We start from the raw sequence: 21,104 nt of genomic DNA on the forward strand, positions 1-21,104 counted from the left end.
ATGGATGGAGAAAAAATGAAGGTTACGACAGAAGGAGAAGTTGCAATGAACGACGTTTCAGAAATGATGAATTCGCTCATCCTCTCTTTTTTTGTCGGGATGGGGGTAACCCTGCTTATTGTAGGGACCGTCGGACTGTTACGCAAACAGGGGAATTTAGACATCGAGAAAAGAACGATTTGGAAAAAAGCGAATCGTAGCCAAATGTTTTGGGAAACAAATAGTGATGCTTGCCTGCTTCTTAACACGAATAGAGAGATTTTAGAAGTAAATCCTGCCTGGAGAAAATTGATCGGTGAAGATTCTACAGGAGCTGGATGTTCAAGCAGAACATTTATGGACTATGTAGGCCAAGAAGAAATACCCGCTTTACGAAAGTATTTACACCGATTGTTCCAAGGTGAAACCCTGAATGCTAATGTTACTTTAGTTGAAAATACCCATCGTTCCTTACATGTGAATATAACATTCCTGCCGTTGATCAGGAGAAAACGTGTCCTAGGAGGCATTCTCATGATACGTGATTATACTGATCGAAAAAAGGGGGAGGAACAGCTTTACCATATGGCGTATTACGACGTCCTAACCGACTTACCTAATCGACGTTTGCTAGAAATTAGATTTCAAGAAGCGCTGCAAACGACGAAAAGTCCAAAACCACTTGAAAAACTAGCTGTACTGTTTTTAGATATAAATAGCCTTCAAGGAATTAATCATTCTTTAGGTCATCAATTTGGCGATTTAGCACTGATTACGGTGGCGAACCGTTTAAAATCCTGTGTACGTGAGTGTGATACAGTATCGCGGTTAGACGGAGATGAATTTATTTTATTATTACCTGGCATTATGCAGGATGAGCTTTTCCTTATCTCAGATAAAATTATTCAAGCCATTGAACAGCCTTGCTTGATTAAAGGTTATGAAGTGCATCTAACAGCGAGTATGGGGATTGCTCATTTTCCAGATGATGGTCAAGATTTACAAGCTCTTATTAAACAAGCAGATACTGCAATGTTCCACGCAAAAAGCCGAAATGGCAGCCATTATAAACTTTTTTCTCCCATAATGAATGATATAGATTTTGAACGATTACATGTAGCCAGCGAATTACAACGGGCGATGGAAAATCATGAGCTGCGGTTATATTATCAGCCAAAGGCTTCCATACAGACACAACGCATTGTAGCGATGGAAGCTTTGATACGGTGGGAACATCCGATGAAAGGCTTGATTGTGCCTGATGAATTTCTACCGTTAGCAGAACAGACAGGACTGATTATCCCTATCGGTGAATGGGTATTACGTACTGCTTGTAAACAGGCAGTAGAATGGCAACAGCAGGGATATCCTCCAGTACGAATTTCGATTAATCTGGCGAATAGTCAAATTTGGAAGCATGACTTTATTGATACGATTGCTGCCATTATAAAAGAAACAGGATTGCAGGCAGAATATGTAGAGCTTGAGCTGACTGTGAGTATGCTATTACATAACAATCGAGGATATGAGCTTGTACATCAGTTAAAGGAGCTGGGTGTACAAGTATGCCTTGAGCAATTTGGCAGTGATTTGCATAGTTTGCATCAGTTGATTCATTTGCCAATTGACCGAATTAATATCGATCGCCGCTTTATCTATGAGTTGCCGTATGAGGATAAAAATCAGGCCGTGGTTTTATCTGTGATTGCATTAGCTCAAAACCTTAATTGGACGGTATTGGCAAAAGGAGTCGAAACTCAGGAAGAACTAGATTATTTAAGCAAGCACCGCTGTGATGAATATCAGGGCTATTTGTTTCAAGAGCCTGTTTCTTCTGACAAAGTGAAAGCCTTACTACGTCAAAATCTCGTGCTATTAAATAGAATGAATGAAAGATAACCCTCCTTGATTTTCAAAATAGCTTTAAAAAGGACAAAGACTGGGCAATAGGCTACTTGCTCGGTCTTTTTCTTTTATGCAAAGCAAAGAAATGTACCCTATTCTCTCAACTTTTTCTTAAAACTATGAATACTCTCTCCCCTGAATTCATATAGTAGTAGAGAGGCAGTACAGCTTTTGAGTGGAACGAAACCATTTTACCTAGCTTAACGATTAGGCGAACGATGATTTCTGAACAAGGGGGAGTGTAATATGGTACATTATGATCGACTGCGCAAACGAATGATCGTCTTACCTATCATTGCAATATTATTGACCGGTTGCGGTAATGGTGTTCAAGCTACTCCTGACTCTGAAAAATCAGGCCAAATAGTCAATTCAGGTGAGACAGCTACTGTTTTGGAAGAAAACAAAGATCATATTAAACAGATACCTCAACCAAACAATCCAGCTAGTAGTAAGGGCCAACCGCCAGCTCAAACCAAGGAATTGACTTACACAATAGAAGGTAAAAAAGTGAGTGAGCAGGCGCAGCTTTTTGAGAGTCACTTAGGGTATTTCCTATATTATTTACCTGACTTTAAAGCTACTGGCGAAGAGCCGGGGAAGGATATGCTCTTCTATGAGAAGAATGACCGGTATGCTGTCCGGATTGAACAAATACCGGATAAGGTAGATCTAGCTGCTCAAAAGAAGCTAATGGAAGTTGAATTAAGTGATTTAGGAAATGTACAGAATCTGAAAAAAGAGCAGGAAACAGATCCTTTTTTGCAAAAAACAGCTCTTCATCTTGGGGTGGATACGAAAAACGATCATAAAGAAATTATCGTTGCAAAAATAGATAACAGATGGTTCAAGTTTACGGTATTTGCTCCTAACGAAACAGAAAATGCTGTTATTTTTCCGAAAATCTGGGCTATGTTGAAAACAATTATGGTAAAGGAATAATCGCAATAAACCCATAGCCGGAACTAAGTCTCAAAACGCCAACCGATATGAAGAAAGAACAAAAGATTGGATATATGACCAATACAATTGAGACCTGTGGATTTCGATCGTATTGGTTTTTTGTTGCATGAAAATACCTCTATCCTTCATAATATAGGAACGTATGATCTTATTTAATGATAGGTGATAATAAATGGAAATTCAAGAACAAATTTTTACTTATGTGATTTGGAAAGAGGCAGGAAAGTATTTAAAACGGGATACAGAGCTACTAATCAATTCTTCTTTAAAACTTGGGATGGCGTATGGGCATTTGCTCACCTTCTTTTGCGAAGTAGCCTATGGGATGGAAAAGGCCGTTGCGAAAGATCTACGAAAAATAGATGTAAGAATGCTTGCCATAGAAGAGGATCGCGGGGAGACATTTGTACTATGGAAGCATAGGGGAAAAAATCGTTTAATGAGAATTCCCTTCGCACGAATAAAAAGACAGATTCAAGAAAAAATGGAAGATATGATTGAGTCTTTACATAAACGTACGGAAAAACACTGAAATATTCGCTTACATTACCAATTTTGCGACAAAAAGATAGGGGGAAGCAAAAAAACTTGGTATAATAGCTACGACATAATATTTATTTTTGGGAGGAGACTCAATACATGAAAAAGAGTATTACTGGATATTCCCTCTTAACAGGCTTACTAGCTACTTCTTTATTCGCAACAAGCGCTTTTGCAACACCTCTTCAACCAGTTACACATGCAAACTGGATGAAGGAACAAAAGATTATCTCTGATTTGTCCTTGGACAGAAATATTACATTGGCGGAAGTAGCAGTAACCATGACAAAAGTAAAAGGTGTTACCTTGGGAGCGGCGCAAGGTAAAGCACATTGGGCTACTCCTGCTTTGCAATGGTTGGAAAAGCAAGGTGCATTAACAGCAGCAGAAGTAAAAACACCGGCAGTAAATGTTTCTTCTGACAAAGCGATCGCAATTGCCAAAAAACTAGGCTATGACTTGAAAGTAGACAAAAAAGCTACGCTTAATCGCGGGGATTTCCTACAAGCATTAGGTGATGCCATTACAACTCATGTAACGATTGCTCATACAAATGACGTACATGGTCACATCGACGAAAATGAAAGCGGAAAAGAGTTTGGTTATGCCAAAATGTCTAATCTAATTAAGGAATGGCGCGAAGAAAATAAAAACTTCTTATTGCTGGATGCCGGTGATACATTCCAAGGAACAATATTTGTAAACCAGTTTAAGGGTGAGTCTGTTCTTCCGATCCTTAATTACTTAAATTATAATACGATGGCAGCAGGTAACCATGAATTTGACTTTGGTTATAAGCAACTGTTGAAATTGCGCGATCAATTGAAATACCCAGTCATTAATGCCAATGTAGTCAAAGAGGATGGCACTAATCTTTTAGTTCCGGTATACAAAACGGAAATTAATGGCAAAAAATTTGCTTTCCTTGGCTTTGTAGCTGAAGATACGCCAATCCTGACTCACCCTGACAATGTAAAGGGATTAACTTTCAAATCACCAGTAGAAGTTGCCAAGAAAATGGTGCCTGAGTTGAAGAAGGAAGTAGACCATATTGTTGTTGTTTCTCACATTGGTATTGATGTCGACCGTGAAGTAGCAAAAGCAGTTGATGGTATTGATCTTATCGTAGGTGGCCATTCTCATACACCATTACGACAACCTGAAAAAGTAAATGGCACCTACATCGTTCAGGACTGGGAATACGGTAAATCATTAGGGCGTGCTGATCTGTTCTACTACAAGAACAAGCTCGTAGGCTTCAGCGGCGGCTTAGTTGAATATGATAAAAATGTAAAACCCGATCCAGAAGTAGAGAAACTGGTAAAAGACGTCGTAAATAAAGTAGATAATGCTATGAAAGAGGTAATTGCAAAAGCTGAAGTACCTCTTGACGGTGATCGTGAATTGGTACGCAAACAAGAAACAAACATCGGTAACTTAATTGCGGATGTTATGCGTGAAAAAACACAGTCCATCAAAGGACATGAAGCGGATATCGCCATTACAAATGGCGGAGGAATCCGTACCCAATTGCCAGCAGGTGATATCACCAAGAAAGATTTGTACACATTGCTACCGTTCCCGAACACACTCGTAATTATCGAGGCAACGGGGGATGAGATCGTTAAAGCAATGGAAGTCGGTGTAAGTGAAGTAGAGAAAGGTGCAGGTCGTTTCCCACACATCAGCGGCATGTCCTTCTCCTATAATCCGACAAAACCTGCAGGTCAACGCCTTGTGGAAGTTAAGGTAGCAGGTAAACCAATCGACCTGAAGAAAACATATCGTATCGCAACAAATGATTTCATCGCAACTGGCGGCGACGGATACTCAACACTGAAAAAACCAGCATTTGATACAGGGTTCACTCTTTACAGCATCATGGAGGATGCATTCAAAGAGCGCAAGGTGATTGCACCTAAAGTTGAAGGTCGCATCGTTGAAGTAAAATAGTAAAGCGAAAAAATGTGAAAAGGGGCAACTTTCCGGTCATCAGACTGGAGAGTTGCTTTTTTTGATGTTCATTAAATCCAGTAATAGTTATTTTTATCCAATGTGACTAGGTTTGTCTATTTTTGAATTATTCATCACATTTATAGATTAATATTCATACTGTTACTTTATGTTTGTATATAAAGAACAAAATAAAAAAATGATGAAAAATGTAAAAAATAAGTTGACAATATTTTCGAAATACTTAAAAATGAGGATGTACTCAAAATCTTATTGGGAATGGAGGAATTATTTTGAAAAAACATCAGGTCTCATCTAGTATTATTGCTACTATTTTGTTAGGGTCAAGCTTATTGGGAGGCGGACTTCCAGCATTCGCAAAAAGTAATGTTATGTATAATAGCGACTGGGAAACGCCTTCTTACATGAGTGAGAAATGGAAAGCACCTAAGAAAGCCAAAAAACAGGAGATTGTTTGGAAATATTTATCCGACAAGAGTGATGTACTTAAAGTACAAGGCGAGGTAGAGAATCAGTTTGAATTGCTAAACGAAATAGAGGATGAAGAAACTGACACAACTCATTACCGTCTACGTGAGGTATATAAAGGGGTTCCAGTGTACGGTTCAGATCAGACTGTGCATTTGAATGAGGACGGGGATGTAACCTCCTTCTTTGGACAAGTAGTTCCTACAGAGTCTCTGAAAAAAGTAAAAACAAAGCCTAAATTAAAAGAAAAAGATGCGATTAAAGCTATCAAAAAAGATTTGAAGAAGGAGGTAGGGGAAGTATCAGAATTTAGCGTTGACCCAGAGGCAGATTTATATATCTATCCTCAGGAGAACAAGGTTTCTTTGGCTTATATAACAGAAGTTGCCTTCCTTGAACCAGAACCAGGCCGTTGGTTCTATGCAATCGATGCTCATAATGGAAAAGTCTTAGACAAATATAACATTATGGAGCATGTGACAAAGGCGCATAAGTCTAATATCAAAGTTGGAGAAGCAGTAGATTCAACTGCTGACGTTCAATCCTTGGATGGACAAGCAGATGAAGCTGGTTCAGCTGATCCAAAAGAATTAGGCACAGGTAAAGGGGTTTTAGGTGATACGAAAACATTCCCAACCACATATGCTAATGGGACCTATTCTTTGAAGGATACAACTCGCGGTAAAGGGGTCGAAACGTATACGGCGCGTAATGGCACCACTTATATGTACCCAGTAACAAGTACAAATAACAAATTCGACGATCCAGCCGCAGTCGATGCTCATGCTTATGCGGGAAAAGTGTACGACTACTATAAAAACACGTTTAATCGTGATAGCTTTGATAATGCTGGCGCCAAGCTAAATTCTATCGTTCATTACTCTACGAACTATAACAATGCCTTCTGGGATGGATCTGAGATGGTGTATGGCGATGGAGACGGCACAAAATTCATCAGTTTGTCTGGCGGTCTTGATGTAATTGCTCATGAATTAACTCATGCTGTAACAGAAAGAACAGCGGGCTTGATTTATAGAAATGAGTCAGGTGCATTAAATGAATCTATTTCAGACATTTTTGGTGCAATGGTAGATCGTGATGATTGGGAAATCGGTGAAGATATTTACACTCCTGATATTCCTGGGGATGCACTGCGCTCGCTATCTGATCCAGCTAAATATAATCACCCTGACCATATGAGCAAAAAATATACAGGCACTAAAGATAACGGTGGCGTTCACATCAATAGCGGTATCAATAACAAAGCAGCCTACCTGATTTCTGAAGGTGGCACTCATTATGGAGTAACGGTTGAAGGAGTAGGACGCGAAGCAACTGAAAAAATTTACTATCGTGCATTAACTGTTTATCTAACGTCAACCTCTAACTTTGCTCAAATGCGTCAAGCAGCAATCAATGCAGCAACGGATCTATACGGTGCTGATTCCGCTGAAGTACAAGCAGTAAAAGATGCTTACAAAGCGGTTGGTATCAACTAAGCCATTATTTCCTTTCTATGAAACGACAGATTCAAAAAACCTCGACCGAGAATATCTGGTCGAGGTTTTTTGAATGTGACGAGCCAGATGAAAAGTTTTGGAGGGAATAAAGCTGTCCTTCTTCTTAACTCTTTAAACATGACATACAAATGAATGATATAACAAAAGGGGAGGGGACGGTATGGCTTGCATAGAGGTAGAAGAGGGTGTGCATATTTACGCAGAGGATTTGTACCCAGAGGGCGACAAAACAGTGGTATTTATTCATGGATGGCCAGTTAACCATCAGATGTATGAGTATCAGACCACCTGGCTACCAAACTATGGATACCGTTGTGTAGGGATAGATTTGCGCGGGTTTGGCGACTCGGATCGTCCTTGGCAAGGATACTGTTATGATCGACTAGCAGATGATATTCGCGTCATAATGGATGCGCTTTGTTTGGAAAATGTTACGTTGGTTGGACATTCGATGGGAGGAGCAATTTCCATTCGCTATATGGCTCGACATAAAGGATATCGGGTGGGAAAGCTGGCTTTGTTAGCAGCAGCAGCACCATCTTTTGTACAACGAAAAAATTATCCCTATGGAATGACAAAACGGCAAGTAGACGAATTAATTTATAACACGTACACAGATCGGCCGGCTATGATGCGTGATTTTGGAAACATATTTTTCTACCAACCAGTCAGTGACGAGCTTCGTTTATGGTTTTGGGGGCTTGGAATGGCAGCTTCTAACCATGCTACAGCCATGACAGCTATGTCGTTACGAGATGAGGATTTACGTTCTGACTTAGCCAAGGTACATGTACCTACGGGAATTTTTCATGGAAAGCATGATCAGGTATGCCCGTATGAATTTGCTTTGGTGATGCATCAAGGGATATACGGATCGCAATTGTTTCCATTTGAGCAGAGCGGGCACGGGATATTTTATGAGGAATTAGCTCTTTTTCAACAAAGATTTTTGTCTTTTTTAGAGTCCTAACATTTTTTATAGGTTGAGTAGCGTGAGCGAATGTATTAAGATGTATATCGTTGAATAATTATTTGTTTGTATGCAATATGACAAACTTTTGAGGAGAGCCATGCAGACAGTTAAAAAAGAAACTTATTTTCATATAACTACATCTAAGCAGCTTATGCGCTTTTTAATACCTTCCATCATCGGGGTGTTATTATTTATTACCCCGGTTTCTATTGATGGACAGGTTACGATTCCAATCGCATTATTGTCCCAATTATTACAGGAGCAATTTGCGTTTATTTTACCACAGCTAGTAACTATTTTTATTAGTATGACCGCGCTTTTGAGCTTATTGGCCAAGCTCTTTCGTCCAGCGGCTTTGACTACGAAAACCTCTTTTTGGACGACCTTATGCCGAGTTTCTCCATTTTGGCTCGTGATCCGAGTAGTTGGAATGCTTTTGGCTATTTGTACATTATTTCAAATAGGCCCAGAATGGATTTGGTCTGAAAGCACTGGTGGTATGCTTTTATATAAATTGTTGCCGTTACTAGCTACCGTGTTTTTATTCGCTGGCCTATTCATGCCTCTTTTAATGAATTTTGGGCTATTAGAATTTTGCGGTACGCTATGTTTAAAAGTAATGAGACCTTTATTCAAGCTGCCCGGACGGTCCTCTGTCAATTGCATTACTTCTTGGCTGGGGGACGGGACAATCGGAGTATTGCTGACTAGCAAGCAATATGAGCAGGGATTTTATACAAAACGTGAGGCTGCAGTTATTAGTACAACATTTTCAGCGGTATCGATTACGTTTTGCTTTGTTGTGTTATCTCAAGTAAATCTTGCGCATATGTTTGTACCGTTTTATCTGACCGTTACTTTTGCAGGACTGGTTGCGGCTATTATTATGCCTCGCATACCGCCATTGTCTCGTAAAGCCGATACGTATCATGAAGGGGTAGTTGCGCATAAAGAGGATGAGGAACAAGAACAATCGTTAGTACGAAAGGGATTGAGACTAGCTGTAACGCGAGCTGAACAAAATAACAGCTTTTTTGCTTTTTTAAGAGAAGGCTCACATAATGTATTGGATTTGTGGCTAGGTGTTACTCCAATCATTATGGCTGTCGGAACCATTGCGCTGATCATTGCGGATCAAACCCCTATTTTCGCATGGCTAGGTTTACCATTTACTCCTTTGCTCGAGTTATTGCAAATACCTGAAGCGCAAGCAGCTTCGCAGACATTAGTTGCTGGTTTTGCTGATATGTTCCTGCCAACGGTACTTGCCAGTGGTATTGAGAGTGAGCTGACTAGATTTGTTATTGCTTGCATTTCAGTCACTCAACTGATCTATATGTCTGAGGTAGGTGGTTTGTTACTAGGTTCCAGATTGCCTGTTACAATCAAAGATCTTCTCCTGATTTTTCTATTACGAACCTTAATTACACTACCGATTATTGCTGGTATAGCACATTTGTTGTTTTAAATTATGATAAGTTAGCGATGATTCCATAAGAATCATCGCTTTTTTACTGCTCCTTGTTGAGAATTTGATATAATACCAAATAGACTTGCTATTTAGATAGAAAGGATAAAGCATATGAACAATACGGCCAAAGGAGCCAATCATTTTATAAAGGCAGCAGCGATTCTGGCGATTGCAGGGTTGATTTCAAAGATTTTAGGTGCTGCCTATAAAATTCCTTATCAAAACATTACAGGAGACATCGGTATGCATGTGTACGGTACCGTGTATCCGCTCTACACCACTCTAATTGCATTGGCTACAGCGGGCTTCCCTCTAGCCATCTCCAAAATGATTGCAGATCGTTATGCAGTAGGAGATAGCAAGAGTGTGCAACAAATCTTTCGAATTTCATCAATTACTTTGGGGATTTTAGGGGTTATTTTCTTTTTACTAACCTTTATCACTGCGCCAATGATTGCGAGTTTGATCGGCGACCCTAATTTGACCAATCCGCTTCGAGCAATTTCAATTTCGTTGGTATTGGTGCCACTAATAGCTAACACACGCGGATATTTCCAAGGTCACCAAAACATGCTACCAACGGCTGTATCTCAGGTGACAGAGCAATTCTTCCGGGTCATTATTATCATTGTGGGGGCCTATATTGTGATGAAGCTCTATGATGACCCTTACTTTGCCGGTACAATTGCCGTGTTTGCAGCAACCCCAGGAGCCATTATTGCGCTGTTGGTATTAGGCTATTTTTATCGAAAACAAAAACGTGAAATACTGACTCTCCCAGATCAAGCAGGAGATCAGGCGGTAAGCTTATCAGATGGAGCGGTTTTTAAACGGATTATCATGTATGCGATCCCGATCTGTTTAGCTTCATTGGTATTACCGTTAATACCACTTGCTGATAGCTTTACAATCATTAATATGCTGGTGTACACCGGAATGGATAATGAGACGGCTATCTTATTAAAAGGTGCCTTTGATCGCTCTCAGCCCTTATTGCAGTTTGGAACATTCTTTGCTACGTCTCTATCACTTGCCATTGTTCCATCAATAAGTGAAGCCATTGTGAGGAAACAGGACGATCTTATCCACTATCGCACACAAACAGCAATTCGGCTGACCTTTCTCTTAGGAGCGGCTGCTACAATAGGCTTGGCTATCTTAGCAAAACCAATTAATATTATGCTGTTTGGCGATGAAAATGGAACGCTGGCGCTTGCCGTCAATGCGTTTGCTATTCTTTTCTCGACGCTTGGTATCGTTTCTTCAGGTATCCTGCAAGGGATGGGAAAGGTGAATTTGCCGCCTAAGTACTTATTAATTGGGGTCCTTGTAAAATTTGTAGCTAACTTGATTTTATTGCCTCTTCTTGGCATTGCAGGGGCAGCGATCGGCACGGTGCTTGCTTATTTAGTCTCAACGATTTTAAACCTGCGCGCTATTGGAAGATTAACACAGGTGACTCAGCAGGATAAGCAGAAATACGGTCGATCGGTGCTGGCTGTAGTCATGATGGGGATCATTGTTGCCGTTGTTGCCTTTGGACTTATGGTGGTATTGCCTGCCGCAATCGGTAAGGGACGTTTGCTGTATACGATCGTATCTCTTGCTTCTGTAGGATTAGGAGTTCTTGTCTATGGAATTTCACTGATCAAATTTGGCGGAATTACAAGAGATGATATTCAATTTTTACCTAAGTCGGGTAAGATTTTGGCGTTGTTGCAGAAGATGAGATTGCTAGAGAAATAAGTAGGAACTAGCAAAAAGCTAGATGAATAGAAAACCAGCAAAAGACCCCGTTCCTTGCTGGTTTTTTTGTGGGCACTTCGAGAGGAAGCTTCCCGCAGTCCTTAAAAAAGCGGAGATAGGAGTCGTATCCTATTTCCGCTTGCACGTTTTAGTAGATGTTATAGATAGGCCCCCCGCTATTTTGCTAATAGATCAGCAAATGCTTTGGCATAAGCAGGCAGGTCCGGCGGGCGACGAGACCCTACGATGTGTCCATCCACAACTACCTCTTCGTCAACCCAAATGGCTCCGGCATTTTCAATATCGTCCTTAATTCCTGGCGTAGAAGTCGTCTTTACACCCTTGAGAATTTTGGCTGAGATTAATACCCATCCTGCATGGCAAATGTGACCAATTGGCTTTTTGGCCTGATCCATTTGCTGAATGAAGGAAATGATCTCTGGATAACGACGCAATTTATCTGGCGCCCAGCCTCCTGGCACGAGTACAGCATCATAGTCTGATGCCTTCACTTCGGAGATTGATTTATCAGAGGTGCAAGGAACACCGTATTTACCTATATATTTTTTATTCGCTTCTGGTCCTACTAAATGAACGGTAGCACCTTCTTCACGTAATCGATAAACGGGATACCATAGTTCTAAGTCTTCAAATTCATCTTCCACATAACATACTACTTGTTTACCCTGTAAGCGCATGATTGCCCTCCTTGTATTTCCTTAATCATGTTCGTTTCCTATTGTAACCGTTTCTGGTCGCTGCGACTCGTTTTAATGTGCTCTAGCCTTTCTTCTTATCAAGAATAACTCGTTCTAATTTGATTAAACAAGTCGTATAAATCAGGAGAAGGAGAGCATTAGCTTGTGATAAAAGAAAGGATGACAAAATGCTTTACACGGAATTTATTGTGGATGTGGTTTTACTAGGATGTGTGATTTTTGCAGTTGGAGCCTTTTTTATCATAACAAGTGACCAGAGAAGGGAAGAACAGAAAAAGAAACATCCTGAGCAATAAATAAACATTTTAACTTTTTTGATGGATTTGTCTAGGATTAAAAATTAGCTATTAATTTAATGGATTCTTACAATCAAACAGCACATTTTCCTGACGTATTGCGAGGAAATGTGCTGTTTATGTTTGTGAATAACTGGACATAACATGGAGTTCGATGAAACTGTTTTCATAGAGGCTGTGTTTTTAGCCTTCAATTATATTAGATGGTTTTTCTGAAGGAGAGGGTTTTTGGCTTAACAGGAAAACCATGATGAGAACAGATAAGGTCCCTACAGATTGGAAGAATCCAAACGGCACATGTAAAAATAAAACGGATGTAATAATAGCTGCCAGCGGCTCTGTACATCCTAGTAAGCTTGTTTCTTTGGGAGTAATATATCTAATACTTTCAAGATAAAGATAAAAAGCAATTAATGTACCGAAAATAACAACAAATCCTATTAATAAAAAAGCTTCTAATGTTAAATTATCAATGCGTGTTAGTAATATCATTTTTTTCGTGGAGATAAAGTGTAATATGGTTAATCCAATTCCGCCGATAATCATACCCCAGCCAACTACGATAGAAGAAGCCCATTTTTGCAATAAGCCCTTTGAATAAAGTGTATAGAATGCCAAGGATAAACCAGATAAAACGCCCCAAATAATTGCTGGCATGGGAACTGTTAAATTATCGGTTGATCCATTGGTGAGCAATAAAAAGGTTCCTAATAAGGCTAAAAAAATAGAAACAGCATCAATTTTAGTTGGAATATTTTTACATTTTATAATAAGATAGAAAGTAATAAAGATAGGCGCTAAGTACTGTAATAAGGTTGCTACAGCCGCATTTCCCTCATTAATCGAGGCAAAATAGGTGTATTGAACTCCTAACATACCTAATATCCCGAACAAAAGTATTTTGATTGATTCACTTTTATCCTTCCATATACGAAATATTTGATATCTATTTGGACTACATGATGAAAGGAGCAACAGGATCATGCCTGAAATCAATAGCCGGACTGTAACGAGCCATTCTGTAGAAATGCTTAGTTGTTGGAAAAGCTGTTGAGCAACGGTGCCTGATACCCCCCATAAACCGGCACCTGTAATTACCATTATCATTCCTTTCATTCGATTCCCAGCTACTACTTTCAAAAAAATACCTCCTTTTTACAAAATATCCATAAACTGAAAATATATAATGAAATATATCATGAGTGATGTTAAAATGAAATGGGTTAAAAAGATTATAAATATTTTAAAATTTTTTCAGGTATATTTCGTATCAATAGGTAACTGATCATTCTCATTAGCTGTAAAGGAGGAAATAATGTGTTATCTGAGCTGCGAGTAGTACCCATTAATCAAGTATTTTTACATGAAGAATACGAAGTAGAGAGGCTAAAAAAACTTTGCAGCAAAATTAAAAATGAGCAAAAGGTAAAAAATCCTCCTATCGCTTTGCAACTTGAACATGACAAATATTTGATTCTTGATGGAGCTCACCGCACATTATCTTTACAAAGATTGAATTGCAAACGAATTGTGATACAAGTGGTGGATTTAGAGTATCTTTCCATAGATGCCTGGGCTCATCATCTTGTAGATGCTGAGAATCTTATCGAGGAATTGCTACAGAACCCCGATTTATTATGGCGGAAGGAGAAATATGCTTTAGACCCCATTGCGACGCTTTTCGTTGGGAATGAGAAACACTATGTATACACTGCCGCAGATTTTTACATGGATGTAAAAAAGAGAATTAAGATTTGGAAGGAGATTGTTAATTCTTATTCCAGTAAATATAAATTTGATCGTATAACAGCAGAGCAATTGCCTGTTGAACGAGGCATTGTATTTCAATATCCTGCTTTTCATATTGATCAGATTAAAAATATAGTTGATGAAGGCCTTCTTTTACCAGCAGGTGTAACAAAATTTACCCTTACTTGCGGACGAATTTTGAATTTGAATATCCCGCTTAGTTTTTTGATTCGAGAAGATTACGTAGAAGAGGATTGGCTTGAATTGCTGGCATTATGGAGGGCTTCTATTAGGCTTTATACTGATCCGGTTTTTTTGTGTGAAATTTAGGAGGGAAAAGGTAAAAAAGAGGAGGAGACTTTAGGTGGAGATGAAAAAGGCTAAAGCTCATCTATTACTGACAGAGGCAAGTTTTCACGCTGCATATTTAATCAGAGATTGGTATGAAAGCTTTAAAGATACAACTTCATTCAAGGGTATTGTTATCAGAGACGATCAGGGTAACAGTGAACAAAAGGTGCAATTCCACCGTGCATTCTCTGGTAAAAAGCAACTTACAGAGAATGAATACAGTGAGCTCCTTTTGCTATACGGAACAATCAGTGAAGCAGAAAAAAGTATGATTTCATTATACGGAATTCCCTCCTATCCTGCTGATGTCGCTGGGCATACCCATTATAGCGGACCCAATTTGAATCATCCTGACATGGAAGTGTTTATCAGTGATTTGACCAAGGAATATGATCTTACTGTATATATTTTCTTGGATCAGATTTTAAAACCCTGGTGGATCGAGTATACAGAGGGCAACATTATTAATGCTCATTCAGCAGTTCTTCCGTATGCGAGAGGAATGTATGCCATCGAAAATATGGCTGTAAAAGGTAACCAGAATGATTTTCAAAGAGCCGCTGGAGCATCCATACATTATGTTGATAACGGAATCGATACAGGGCCAATTATCAGAGCGGCAAGAATAAAGGACCCTTTTCGTTATGAATCCATATGGGAAGTGAAGGCTGCTTCCTATCGATTAGCTTTTGAGCTTTTAGTCAATCAGGCGAGGGCCGAATTTGAAAATCCTGATTTGCAATATGTAGGAGTTAAGAGCGATAAAAACGACTTAGGAGAAAATTTTTTAAGTAAAAATTTTGATGAGGATAAAAGGAAGGTAGCCCAAGAGCAATTTCTATCAATGAAAAAGTCTCAAATGTCATTTAAACAAGCATGGGAGGCGAGAACATGATTTATGAAAATGCTTTAGAATTAATAGGCAATACACCAGTGGTGAAGCTTAGGCATTTAGTTCGGAGTGAAAATAGCGAATTATTTGTAAAATTAGAAGGCTTTAATCCTGGGGGAAGCTCAAAAGATAGGGTTGCCAAGCGCATAATTGAGTTTGCTGAAAAAAACGGGCAACTAAAGCCAAATGGAACAATTGTTGAATCCTCATCAGGCAATCTGGCTATAGGATTAGCTATGGTAGCGAAGATGAAGGGCTATAAAATGATATGTGTGGTAGACCCTAAAATTAGCAAGGTTAATTTAAACCTGATTCAAGCATTTGGGGCACAGGTTCATATGGTAGAAAAGGCAGATGAACATGGAAACTATTTAAAAACACGGTTGGCCGCGGCTCAATTATTAGAAAAAACGATAGAGGGTGCTTATTGGCCCAATCAATACAACAATCCAGAGAATCCTAGAGCGTATGTGGAGTCATTAGCCCGTGAGATTCACAGTGATTTTCAGGATACACTAGATTGGATTGTTTGCCCGGTTGGCACAGCTGGATTAATAACAGGAGTGGCAACAGAAATGAAAAAATTAAGCCCTTCTGTGAAAATTTTAGCTGTAGACGCTGTAGGTTCGGTTATCTTTGGGGGGCAACCAGGCCCGCGAAGGTTGCTGGGGATTGGCAATGCTATTGTTCCTGGGAATTTAGATAAAAGCTTGTATGATGATGTAAGCTATGTGAATGACGCAGATGCGTTCTATATCACAAGGCAATTGGTACTACAGGAAGGATTACTTGTTGGAGGGTCATCAGGGGCAGCAGTTTGTGCAGCCCTGCGTTTACTTGACGATTTACCTGAAGGACAAAGAGTATTAGCCGTTTTGCCTGACAGAGGAGATAGATACTACAGCACCATTTTTTCAGATGAATGGATGAGCCAACATGACATTACACTGCCTACCTCCATTTATAAATCTGTTTCGATTAAATAAAGCGACAGCGATAAAGGAGTGGTTATGATGTTAGTGGAAACAAAGCCGGAATTAATTTATCTGAACAAGCAAGATATTATCAACGTAGGCGGCTATAAGTCAGAGATATACGTACAGGCTATAAAACAAGCTCTTACCCTGCATTCAGAAAAGAACTTCAGTCAGCCCCTAAAACCGTATCTCAAAACCAATAAAAAGGATGAGCATATCGCAGATAGAATCATAGCTATGCCGGCTTATCTGGGGGAGCCTTCCATCTCGGGCATCAAGTGGATCGGAAGTAAATTTTCCAATCCTACGAAAAAGAATCTGGAAAGAGCAAGCGCTTTGATTATTTTAAATGATCCTGAAACAAACTTCCCCATCGCGATTTTAGAGGGCAGTGTCATCAGTGCTATGAGAACTGCGGCAGTAACAGTAGTAGCCACTGAATACTTGGCGAAAAAAGCCTTCCAGCATTTATCCGTTATAGGTTGTGGATTAATTGCTAAGATGCAAATAAATTCTTTATTGGAGCAGTTTGACCATATTAAGAATGTTCACTTGTTTGATTTAGATTTACAAAAGGCTGAAATGTTTGGCAAGGAGTTGCAGCAGCGCTTTGGTCATGTTGTATTTCAGATTCATCACTCAGCTCAAAGTGCAGTAGAAAATGCCGAAGTTCTCGTCACGTGCACCGTCACAGACCAGCCTTATATTAAAGCAGACTGGATTCAGAAAGGAACATTTGTAAGTAACATTTCTATTATGGACTTAGAGAAGGAAGCTTTTTTACGGGCGGATAAAGTGGTGGTTGATGACTGGGATCAATCTAATCGTGAGAAAAAAATTATTAATCAGTTAGTATTAGAAGGCAAATTTTCAAAGGAAATGCTTCATGCAGAGCTAGGGGATATTATCACGAATAAAAAAGCCGGCCGAGAAACCGATGATGAGATTATTATTTTAAATCCGATGGGCATGGCTATAGAAGATATCTCGTGCGCTTATGAAATTTATAGAAAAGCACGACAAGAAGGAGTAGGTACAATGCTGAGCTTGTATTAAAGGCAAGTAAATACGCAAGCAGTAGGCTGTACGATAAAAAATGAATTTGCAGCGATAAAAAAGCACATGGTTTGGCACTAATAGTCAAACGAAGTGCTTTTTTTATTTATCTTATTTCTTTTCCACGTTTTACATATACATGAGGTAGAGGTGAAAAGGAGGGATTGTGGATGAACCAGGAGGAACAACGTCAGCTGGAATATGCAATTGATGAAATAACGGAAATTGCCAAAGGGTTTGGCTTAGATTTTTATCCTATGCGGTATGAGATATGTCCTGCGGAGATTATTTATACATTTGGGGCCTATGGCATGCCGACTAGATATTCGCATTGGTCGTTTGGTAAGAGAAGGAACCGGACGTATGAAACTTAATCAAAGACATTCCAATATACTGTTGGCTCTGCCTTTTTATTAAGAACCACTTTTTTGATTATTGATCTGATCATTGTTTTTTGTTCCTCAAAAGTAAGGTAGTCCCAAGCTTCCCCAATTTGTTTGATAAGGTCTTGAACTTCTCCTGCATCTTTATAATCTGGAGAGGTGTCCTTTAAATCTTCCAAATGAGCCAAGATGGCTTCTTGTTCTTCCTCAAGCGATCTAATACGTCCTCCAACAGCCGATGCTTTAATCGCCCCTGCTTGTATTGCATCATAAAGATTTTCTAATCCCTCATGTACCTTTATTAATTTATCCTTCAAGGATTTGATAGCTTCTTCATTTTCTAAATAATCCTCTTTGCCAATGGAAAAGTCTTCAAGCAAATTCGGATTTAGTGCAGTTGCTTTTATTTGTTCTATAACAAATCTCTCAACATTTTTTCTATGTTGATAGCCTAACGAGCACTTTTCTGTCAGTCTGCGGTCTCTAGCTCTGACGTGTTGATGTTTGCAAGCGTAGAACTCGTAAACAGCCTCTCTATTATCAAGTCTTTTTTTTCGTCGGACATGCACGATTGGACCACCGCATTGAGAGCACTCGAGCAATCCTGTTAAAAGATATTCCCCTGCAGGAGGTAGTCCACCTCTTCTTTTTGCATTTTCTCTGCGGGCAGCTTCCCAGGTTTCATCATCTATGATTGGTTCATGTTTTCCATCTATAACTACACCGGCATTTTGTAATTTCCCAGTATAAGTAATTCTAAATAATATGTTATTTATTTTGGTGTGATCGAAATATCTTGATTTGGTTCTAGTTGCAGCCCAATCAGAAATGGCAGATAGGGAATCACCACGTATGTACCTTTTGAAAATTTCTTTTACTACTAATGCTTCTTCAGGAATGATTTCAAGTCGTTTCTCCTCTTTGTTCCAACTATAGCCATATGGAATTCGTCCTCCAGACCAAAACCCCTGATTAAAACGCTGCCTTCTACCAAATGTTGTACGTTCAATGATCATATCTCGCTCCAGTTGGGCGAATACAGCCAATATGCCCAGCATTGCTTTCCCTAGAGGAGTAGAAGTATCAAATGGTTCAGTTGCCGATTTAAAAGATACTCCATTTTTTTCGAATACATCCTCAAGTAGATGTAAGACATCTAATTGTTTCCTTCCTAAGCGATCTAACTTATATACAAGCACAATATCGATCTTTTTTTCTTCTATGTTCCGTATCATTCTTTTCAAGGCAGGTCTTTCGATATTGGTTCCAGTAAATCCATCATCAATATACAGAGTGTATTCTTCCCAACCTTGGGATTTGCAAAAAGCGACTAAACGCTCTTTTTGACCATCTATAGAAAATCCATGCTGAGATTGTTCCTCTGTACTAACCCTGATATAAATACCAATTTTCATAGTAAACCTCCATTGGAGTAGGATGATTTTCCTTTAACTTAGAGGTATGAATGAACAGTAGAAATAATTAGACTACAGGAAAAATTTTTATGTTAATTTATCATTGCTTTAATTGGGCTATTTGTCAGAATGACAAAAAAGTAAGATCGCCATTGAGCCCGCAAAAGCTTGACGATCTTACTTCGTGACTGAGCCAGCCTCATTGAGAGGCAGCTTATTGTACAAACCGTAGGTGTTGGAGCACCTGCGGTCTTTTTTATTATATGCGTACGTGTACTCTTATAATACCATATTCTAGGTCTTTATATAAAGCATTCCAACAATATAAATTCTATTATTAAGAAATGTTCAATAAAATTAATTAAATTTGACTCTTTTTTACATTACGGTAATATCTAGTGGGGATGAAAATTACAAATATTAGAAGGTGATATGATGTTTGCAAAAAAAGGGATACATTACTTTTTTTTAGCTTGTTATATACTTGCATTTTCACTGATATTAATCTCATGTGACGATAAAAAAAATTCGGTAGTTCTTGATAGCAATAAATTTAACAACATGTATGAGAGTATTAAAAATAATTTTAAACCAGAAGGGTATGTTGAAATTACTGGTGATTGGAAAATTTCAACTATGGTTCCAACACTAGTGGGAGAATCTGAAAAGCAGCATGATGTATTTCAAGAAAATAATAAAACTTTAGTATATAAAAACGAAAAAGAAGGAATTATTGTTCAAATGGGTTTAACGCCTAGTAACACCGAAGCGTTTGAGTGGAAAAATGCAATTAGATATTCACCGAATTTTTATAACTCTCAAAAAAAAGATTATGGGATCTCAGATCATTATAGTGATGTGTATCCCAATACCGAGGTTAATACCTATATTTTCACAGGAAAAGGGCTGAATTTAAGCATAGTTTCTATTTCAGACAAAATTAAAGTACCAAATGGAACTGATCTTTCTGGTGATTTCCTCAATTCTTTCCTGGAGTTTTTAAGTAAACAACCTTAACTATGGTTTTATAGCAAAATTGGCTATGAAATATATAATTTATTTTTAGGAGGATTATTTTTATGAAGAAGATTAAGGTATTACCTTTATTGGCTTTAGGAGCGGCTTTACTATCAACTAATGTAACCTCTACTGTATTTGCAGAAGACATTACAACCTATGAAAAAGATAGTAATCATCCAGATAAATATCGTGAGGTGGGCTCTTACAGTGAACCAGAGTCTACTAGAGTGAAGAGAGATACTGGTATTACATATTATGCGGACGGGTATGTTGATGGTACAGCTAAAGCAAAATATTATAAAGATGATAAAAAATTTAAATTGATTCACAGAGAATATGTAACCTTTGTTAAAGGGGTTAAAATTAAGCATGAATATTCTTCGAATGTTAAAGCAGTTGTTGAAAGTGAACATAATTTTAAAGGCGGTGTAGAGTTTCCAATCAAAGTAGTAAAAGCGTATTTAGGATACGAGTATGTCTCCAAAACAACTCATATAATTGAAAAAGGGCAAAAAATGAATGCCGAGTTTGATGAACCTGGAGAATATGTTGTAAATATATATGCAGTAGGAAAAGTATACGATATTACTGCTGATTGGAAGGCGGTTAAATACCCTAATAATAAAACTACTGTTCGTGACAGACATATTGGTAGAATCACAGTTCCAACTGAGTTCCGTCATACTCAAGTTATTTTAGACAATTAA

The 21,104-nt window shown here is 38.7% G+C and carries 18 protein-coding genes and 1 pseudogene; 16 read left to right on the plus strand and 3 right to left on the minus strand.

Annotated elements, in window-relative coordinates:
• Positions 1 to 45: 45 nt before the first annotated feature.
• The 8 genes from QZ995_RS19415 (at position 46) to QZ995_RS19450 (ending at position 11,539) form a co-directional block, all read left to right on the plus strand.
• Positions 46 to 1,878: an EAL domain-containing protein gene (locus QZ995_RS19415; RefSeq protein ID WP_301810170.1), complete on the plus strand. Its 1,833-nt coding sequence runs from the start codon at positions 46 to 48 to the stop codon at positions 1,876 to 1,878.
• Between the two features lie 252 nt (positions 1,879 to 2,130).
• Positions 2,131 to 2,826, plus strand: coding sequence for a hypothetical protein (locus QZ995_RS19420; RefSeq protein WP_301810172.1), 696 nt, complete (start codon positions 2,131 to 2,133; stop codon positions 2,824 to 2,826).
• Between the two features lie 193 nt (positions 2,827 to 3,019).
• Positions 3,020 to 3,379: a hypothetical protein gene (locus QZ995_RS19425; RefSeq protein ID WP_301810174.1), complete on the plus strand. Its 360-nt coding sequence runs from the start codon at positions 3,020 to 3,022 to the stop codon at positions 3,377 to 3,379.
• Positions 3,380 to 3,486: 107 nt separating this feature from the next.
• On the plus strand, positions 3,487 to 5,340 hold the full coding sequence (locus tag QZ995_RS19430; protein WP_301810175.1) for a bifunctional metallophosphatase/5'-nucleotidase: 1,854 nt from the start codon (positions 3,487 to 3,489) through the stop codon (positions 5,338 to 5,340).
• A 293-nt stretch (positions 5,341 to 5,633) separates the two neighbouring features.
• Positions 5,634 to 7,328, plus strand: coding sequence for a M4 family metallopeptidase (locus QZ995_RS19435; protein ID WP_301810176.1), 1,695 nt, complete (start codon positions 5,634 to 5,636; stop codon positions 7,326 to 7,328).
• 181 nt (positions 7,329 to 7,509) lie between these two features.
• Complete coding sequence (locus QZ995_RS19440) at positions 7,510 to 8,319, plus strand: alpha/beta fold hydrolase (RefSeq protein ID WP_301810178.1); 810 nt, start codon at positions 7,510 to 7,512, stop codon at positions 8,317 to 8,319.
• A 100-nt stretch (positions 8,320 to 8,419) separates the two neighbouring features.
• Positions 8,420 to 9,790 (plus strand): YjiH family protein, encoded by a 1,371-nt coding sequence (locus QZ995_RS19445; RefSeq protein ID WP_301810181.1) that lies wholly within the window; start codon positions 8,420 to 8,422, stop codon positions 9,788 to 9,790.
• A gap of 114 nt (positions 9,791 to 9,904) precedes the next feature.
• On the plus strand, positions 9,905 to 11,539 hold the full coding sequence (locus QZ995_RS19450; RefSeq protein ID WP_301810182.1) for a putative polysaccharide biosynthesis protein: 1,635 nt from the start codon (positions 9,905 to 9,907) through the stop codon (positions 11,537 to 11,539).
• A 176-nt stretch (positions 11,540 to 11,715) separates the two neighbouring features.
• Here the strand turns inward: QZ995_RS19450 and QZ995_RS19455 are convergent, their stop codons facing one another.
• A complete protein-coding gene (locus tag QZ995_RS19455) occupies positions 11,716 to 12,237 on the minus strand; it encodes a type 1 glutamine amidotransferase domain-containing protein (RefSeq protein WP_301810184.1) in 522 nt (173 codons plus the stop codon).
• A 188-nt stretch (positions 12,238 to 12,425) separates the two neighbouring features.
• On the opposite strand from QZ995_RS19455, the gene QZ995_RS19460 reads away from it, so the two are divergent.
• Entirely contained in the window at positions 12,426 to 12,554 is a 129-nt protein-coding gene (locus tag QZ995_RS19460) for a hypothetical protein (protein WP_301810186.1), read from the plus strand.
• Between the two features lie 183 nt (positions 12,555 to 12,737).
• Here the strand turns inward: QZ995_RS19460 and QZ995_RS19465 are convergent, their stop codons facing one another.
• Complete coding sequence (locus QZ995_RS19465; RefSeq protein WP_301810259.1) at positions 12,738 to 13,670, minus strand: DMT family transporter; 933 nt, start codon at positions 13,668 to 13,670, stop codon at positions 12,738 to 12,740.
• A 201-nt stretch (positions 13,671 to 13,871) separates the two neighbouring features.
• On the opposite strand from QZ995_RS19465, the gene QZ995_RS19470 reads away from it, so the two are divergent.
• The 5 genes and pseudogenes from QZ995_RS19470 to QZ995_RS23975 form a co-directional block, all read left to right on the plus strand.
• Entirely contained in the window at positions 13,872 to 14,633 is a 762-nt protein-coding gene (locus QZ995_RS19470; RefSeq protein ID WP_301810188.1) for a ParB N-terminal domain-containing protein, read from the plus strand.
• Between the two features lie 40 nt (positions 14,634 to 14,673).
• A complete protein-coding gene (locus QZ995_RS19475) occupies positions 14,674 to 15,549 on the plus strand; it encodes a formyltransferase family protein (RefSeq protein ID WP_301810262.1) in 876 nt (291 codons plus the stop codon).
• Complete coding sequence (gene sbnA, locus QZ995_RS19480) at positions 15,546 to 16,532, plus strand: 2,3-diaminopropionate biosynthesis protein SbnA (protein WP_301810189.1); 987 nt, start codon at positions 15,546 to 15,548, stop codon at positions 16,530 to 16,532. The genes QZ995_RS19475 and sbnA overlap by 4 nt, the downstream gene beginning before the upstream one ends.
• 27 nt (positions 16,533 to 16,559) lie before the next feature.
• Complete coding sequence (sbnB, locus tag QZ995_RS19485) at positions 16,560 to 17,579, plus strand: 2,3-diaminopropionate biosynthesis protein SbnB (protein WP_301810191.1); 1,020 nt, start codon at positions 16,560 to 16,562, stop codon at positions 17,577 to 17,579.
• A 170-nt stretch (positions 17,580 to 17,749) separates the two neighbouring features.
• Positions 17,750 to 17,929 (plus strand): annotated as a pseudogene (locus tag QZ995_RS23975) (SpoVR family protein); the annotation flags it as partial.
• A 20-nt stretch (positions 17,930 to 17,949) separates the two neighbouring features.
• On the opposite strand, the gene QZ995_RS19495 reads toward QZ995_RS23975, so the two are convergent.
• Positions 17,950 to 19,377, minus strand: a complete 1,428-nt coding sequence (locus tag QZ995_RS19495; protein WP_437124756.1) for a recombinase family protein — start codon at positions 19,375 to 19,377, stop codon at positions 17,950 to 17,952.
• A gap of 435 nt (positions 19,378 to 19,812) precedes the next feature.
• Here QZ995_RS19495 and QZ995_RS19500 point away from each other — a divergent pair, with 435 nt between their 5' ends.
• Positions 19,813 to 20,394 carry a hypothetical protein gene (locus QZ995_RS19500; RefSeq protein ID WP_301810193.1) on the plus strand — a complete coding sequence of 194 codons (582 nt, stop codon included), beginning with the start codon at positions 19,813 to 19,815 and terminating at the stop codon, positions 20,392 to 20,394.
• Between the two features lie 62 nt (positions 20,395 to 20,456).
• Complete coding sequence (locus tag QZ995_RS19505; RefSeq protein ID WP_301810195.1) at positions 20,457 to 21,104, plus strand: hypothetical protein; 648 nt, start codon at positions 20,457 to 20,459, stop codon at positions 21,102 to 21,104.

The organism is Brevibacillus laterosporus (assembly GCF_030489605.1).
Classification (GTDB): domain Bacteria; phylum Bacillota; class Bacilli; order Brevibacillales; family Brevibacillaceae; genus Brevibacillus_B; species Brevibacillus_B laterosporus_E.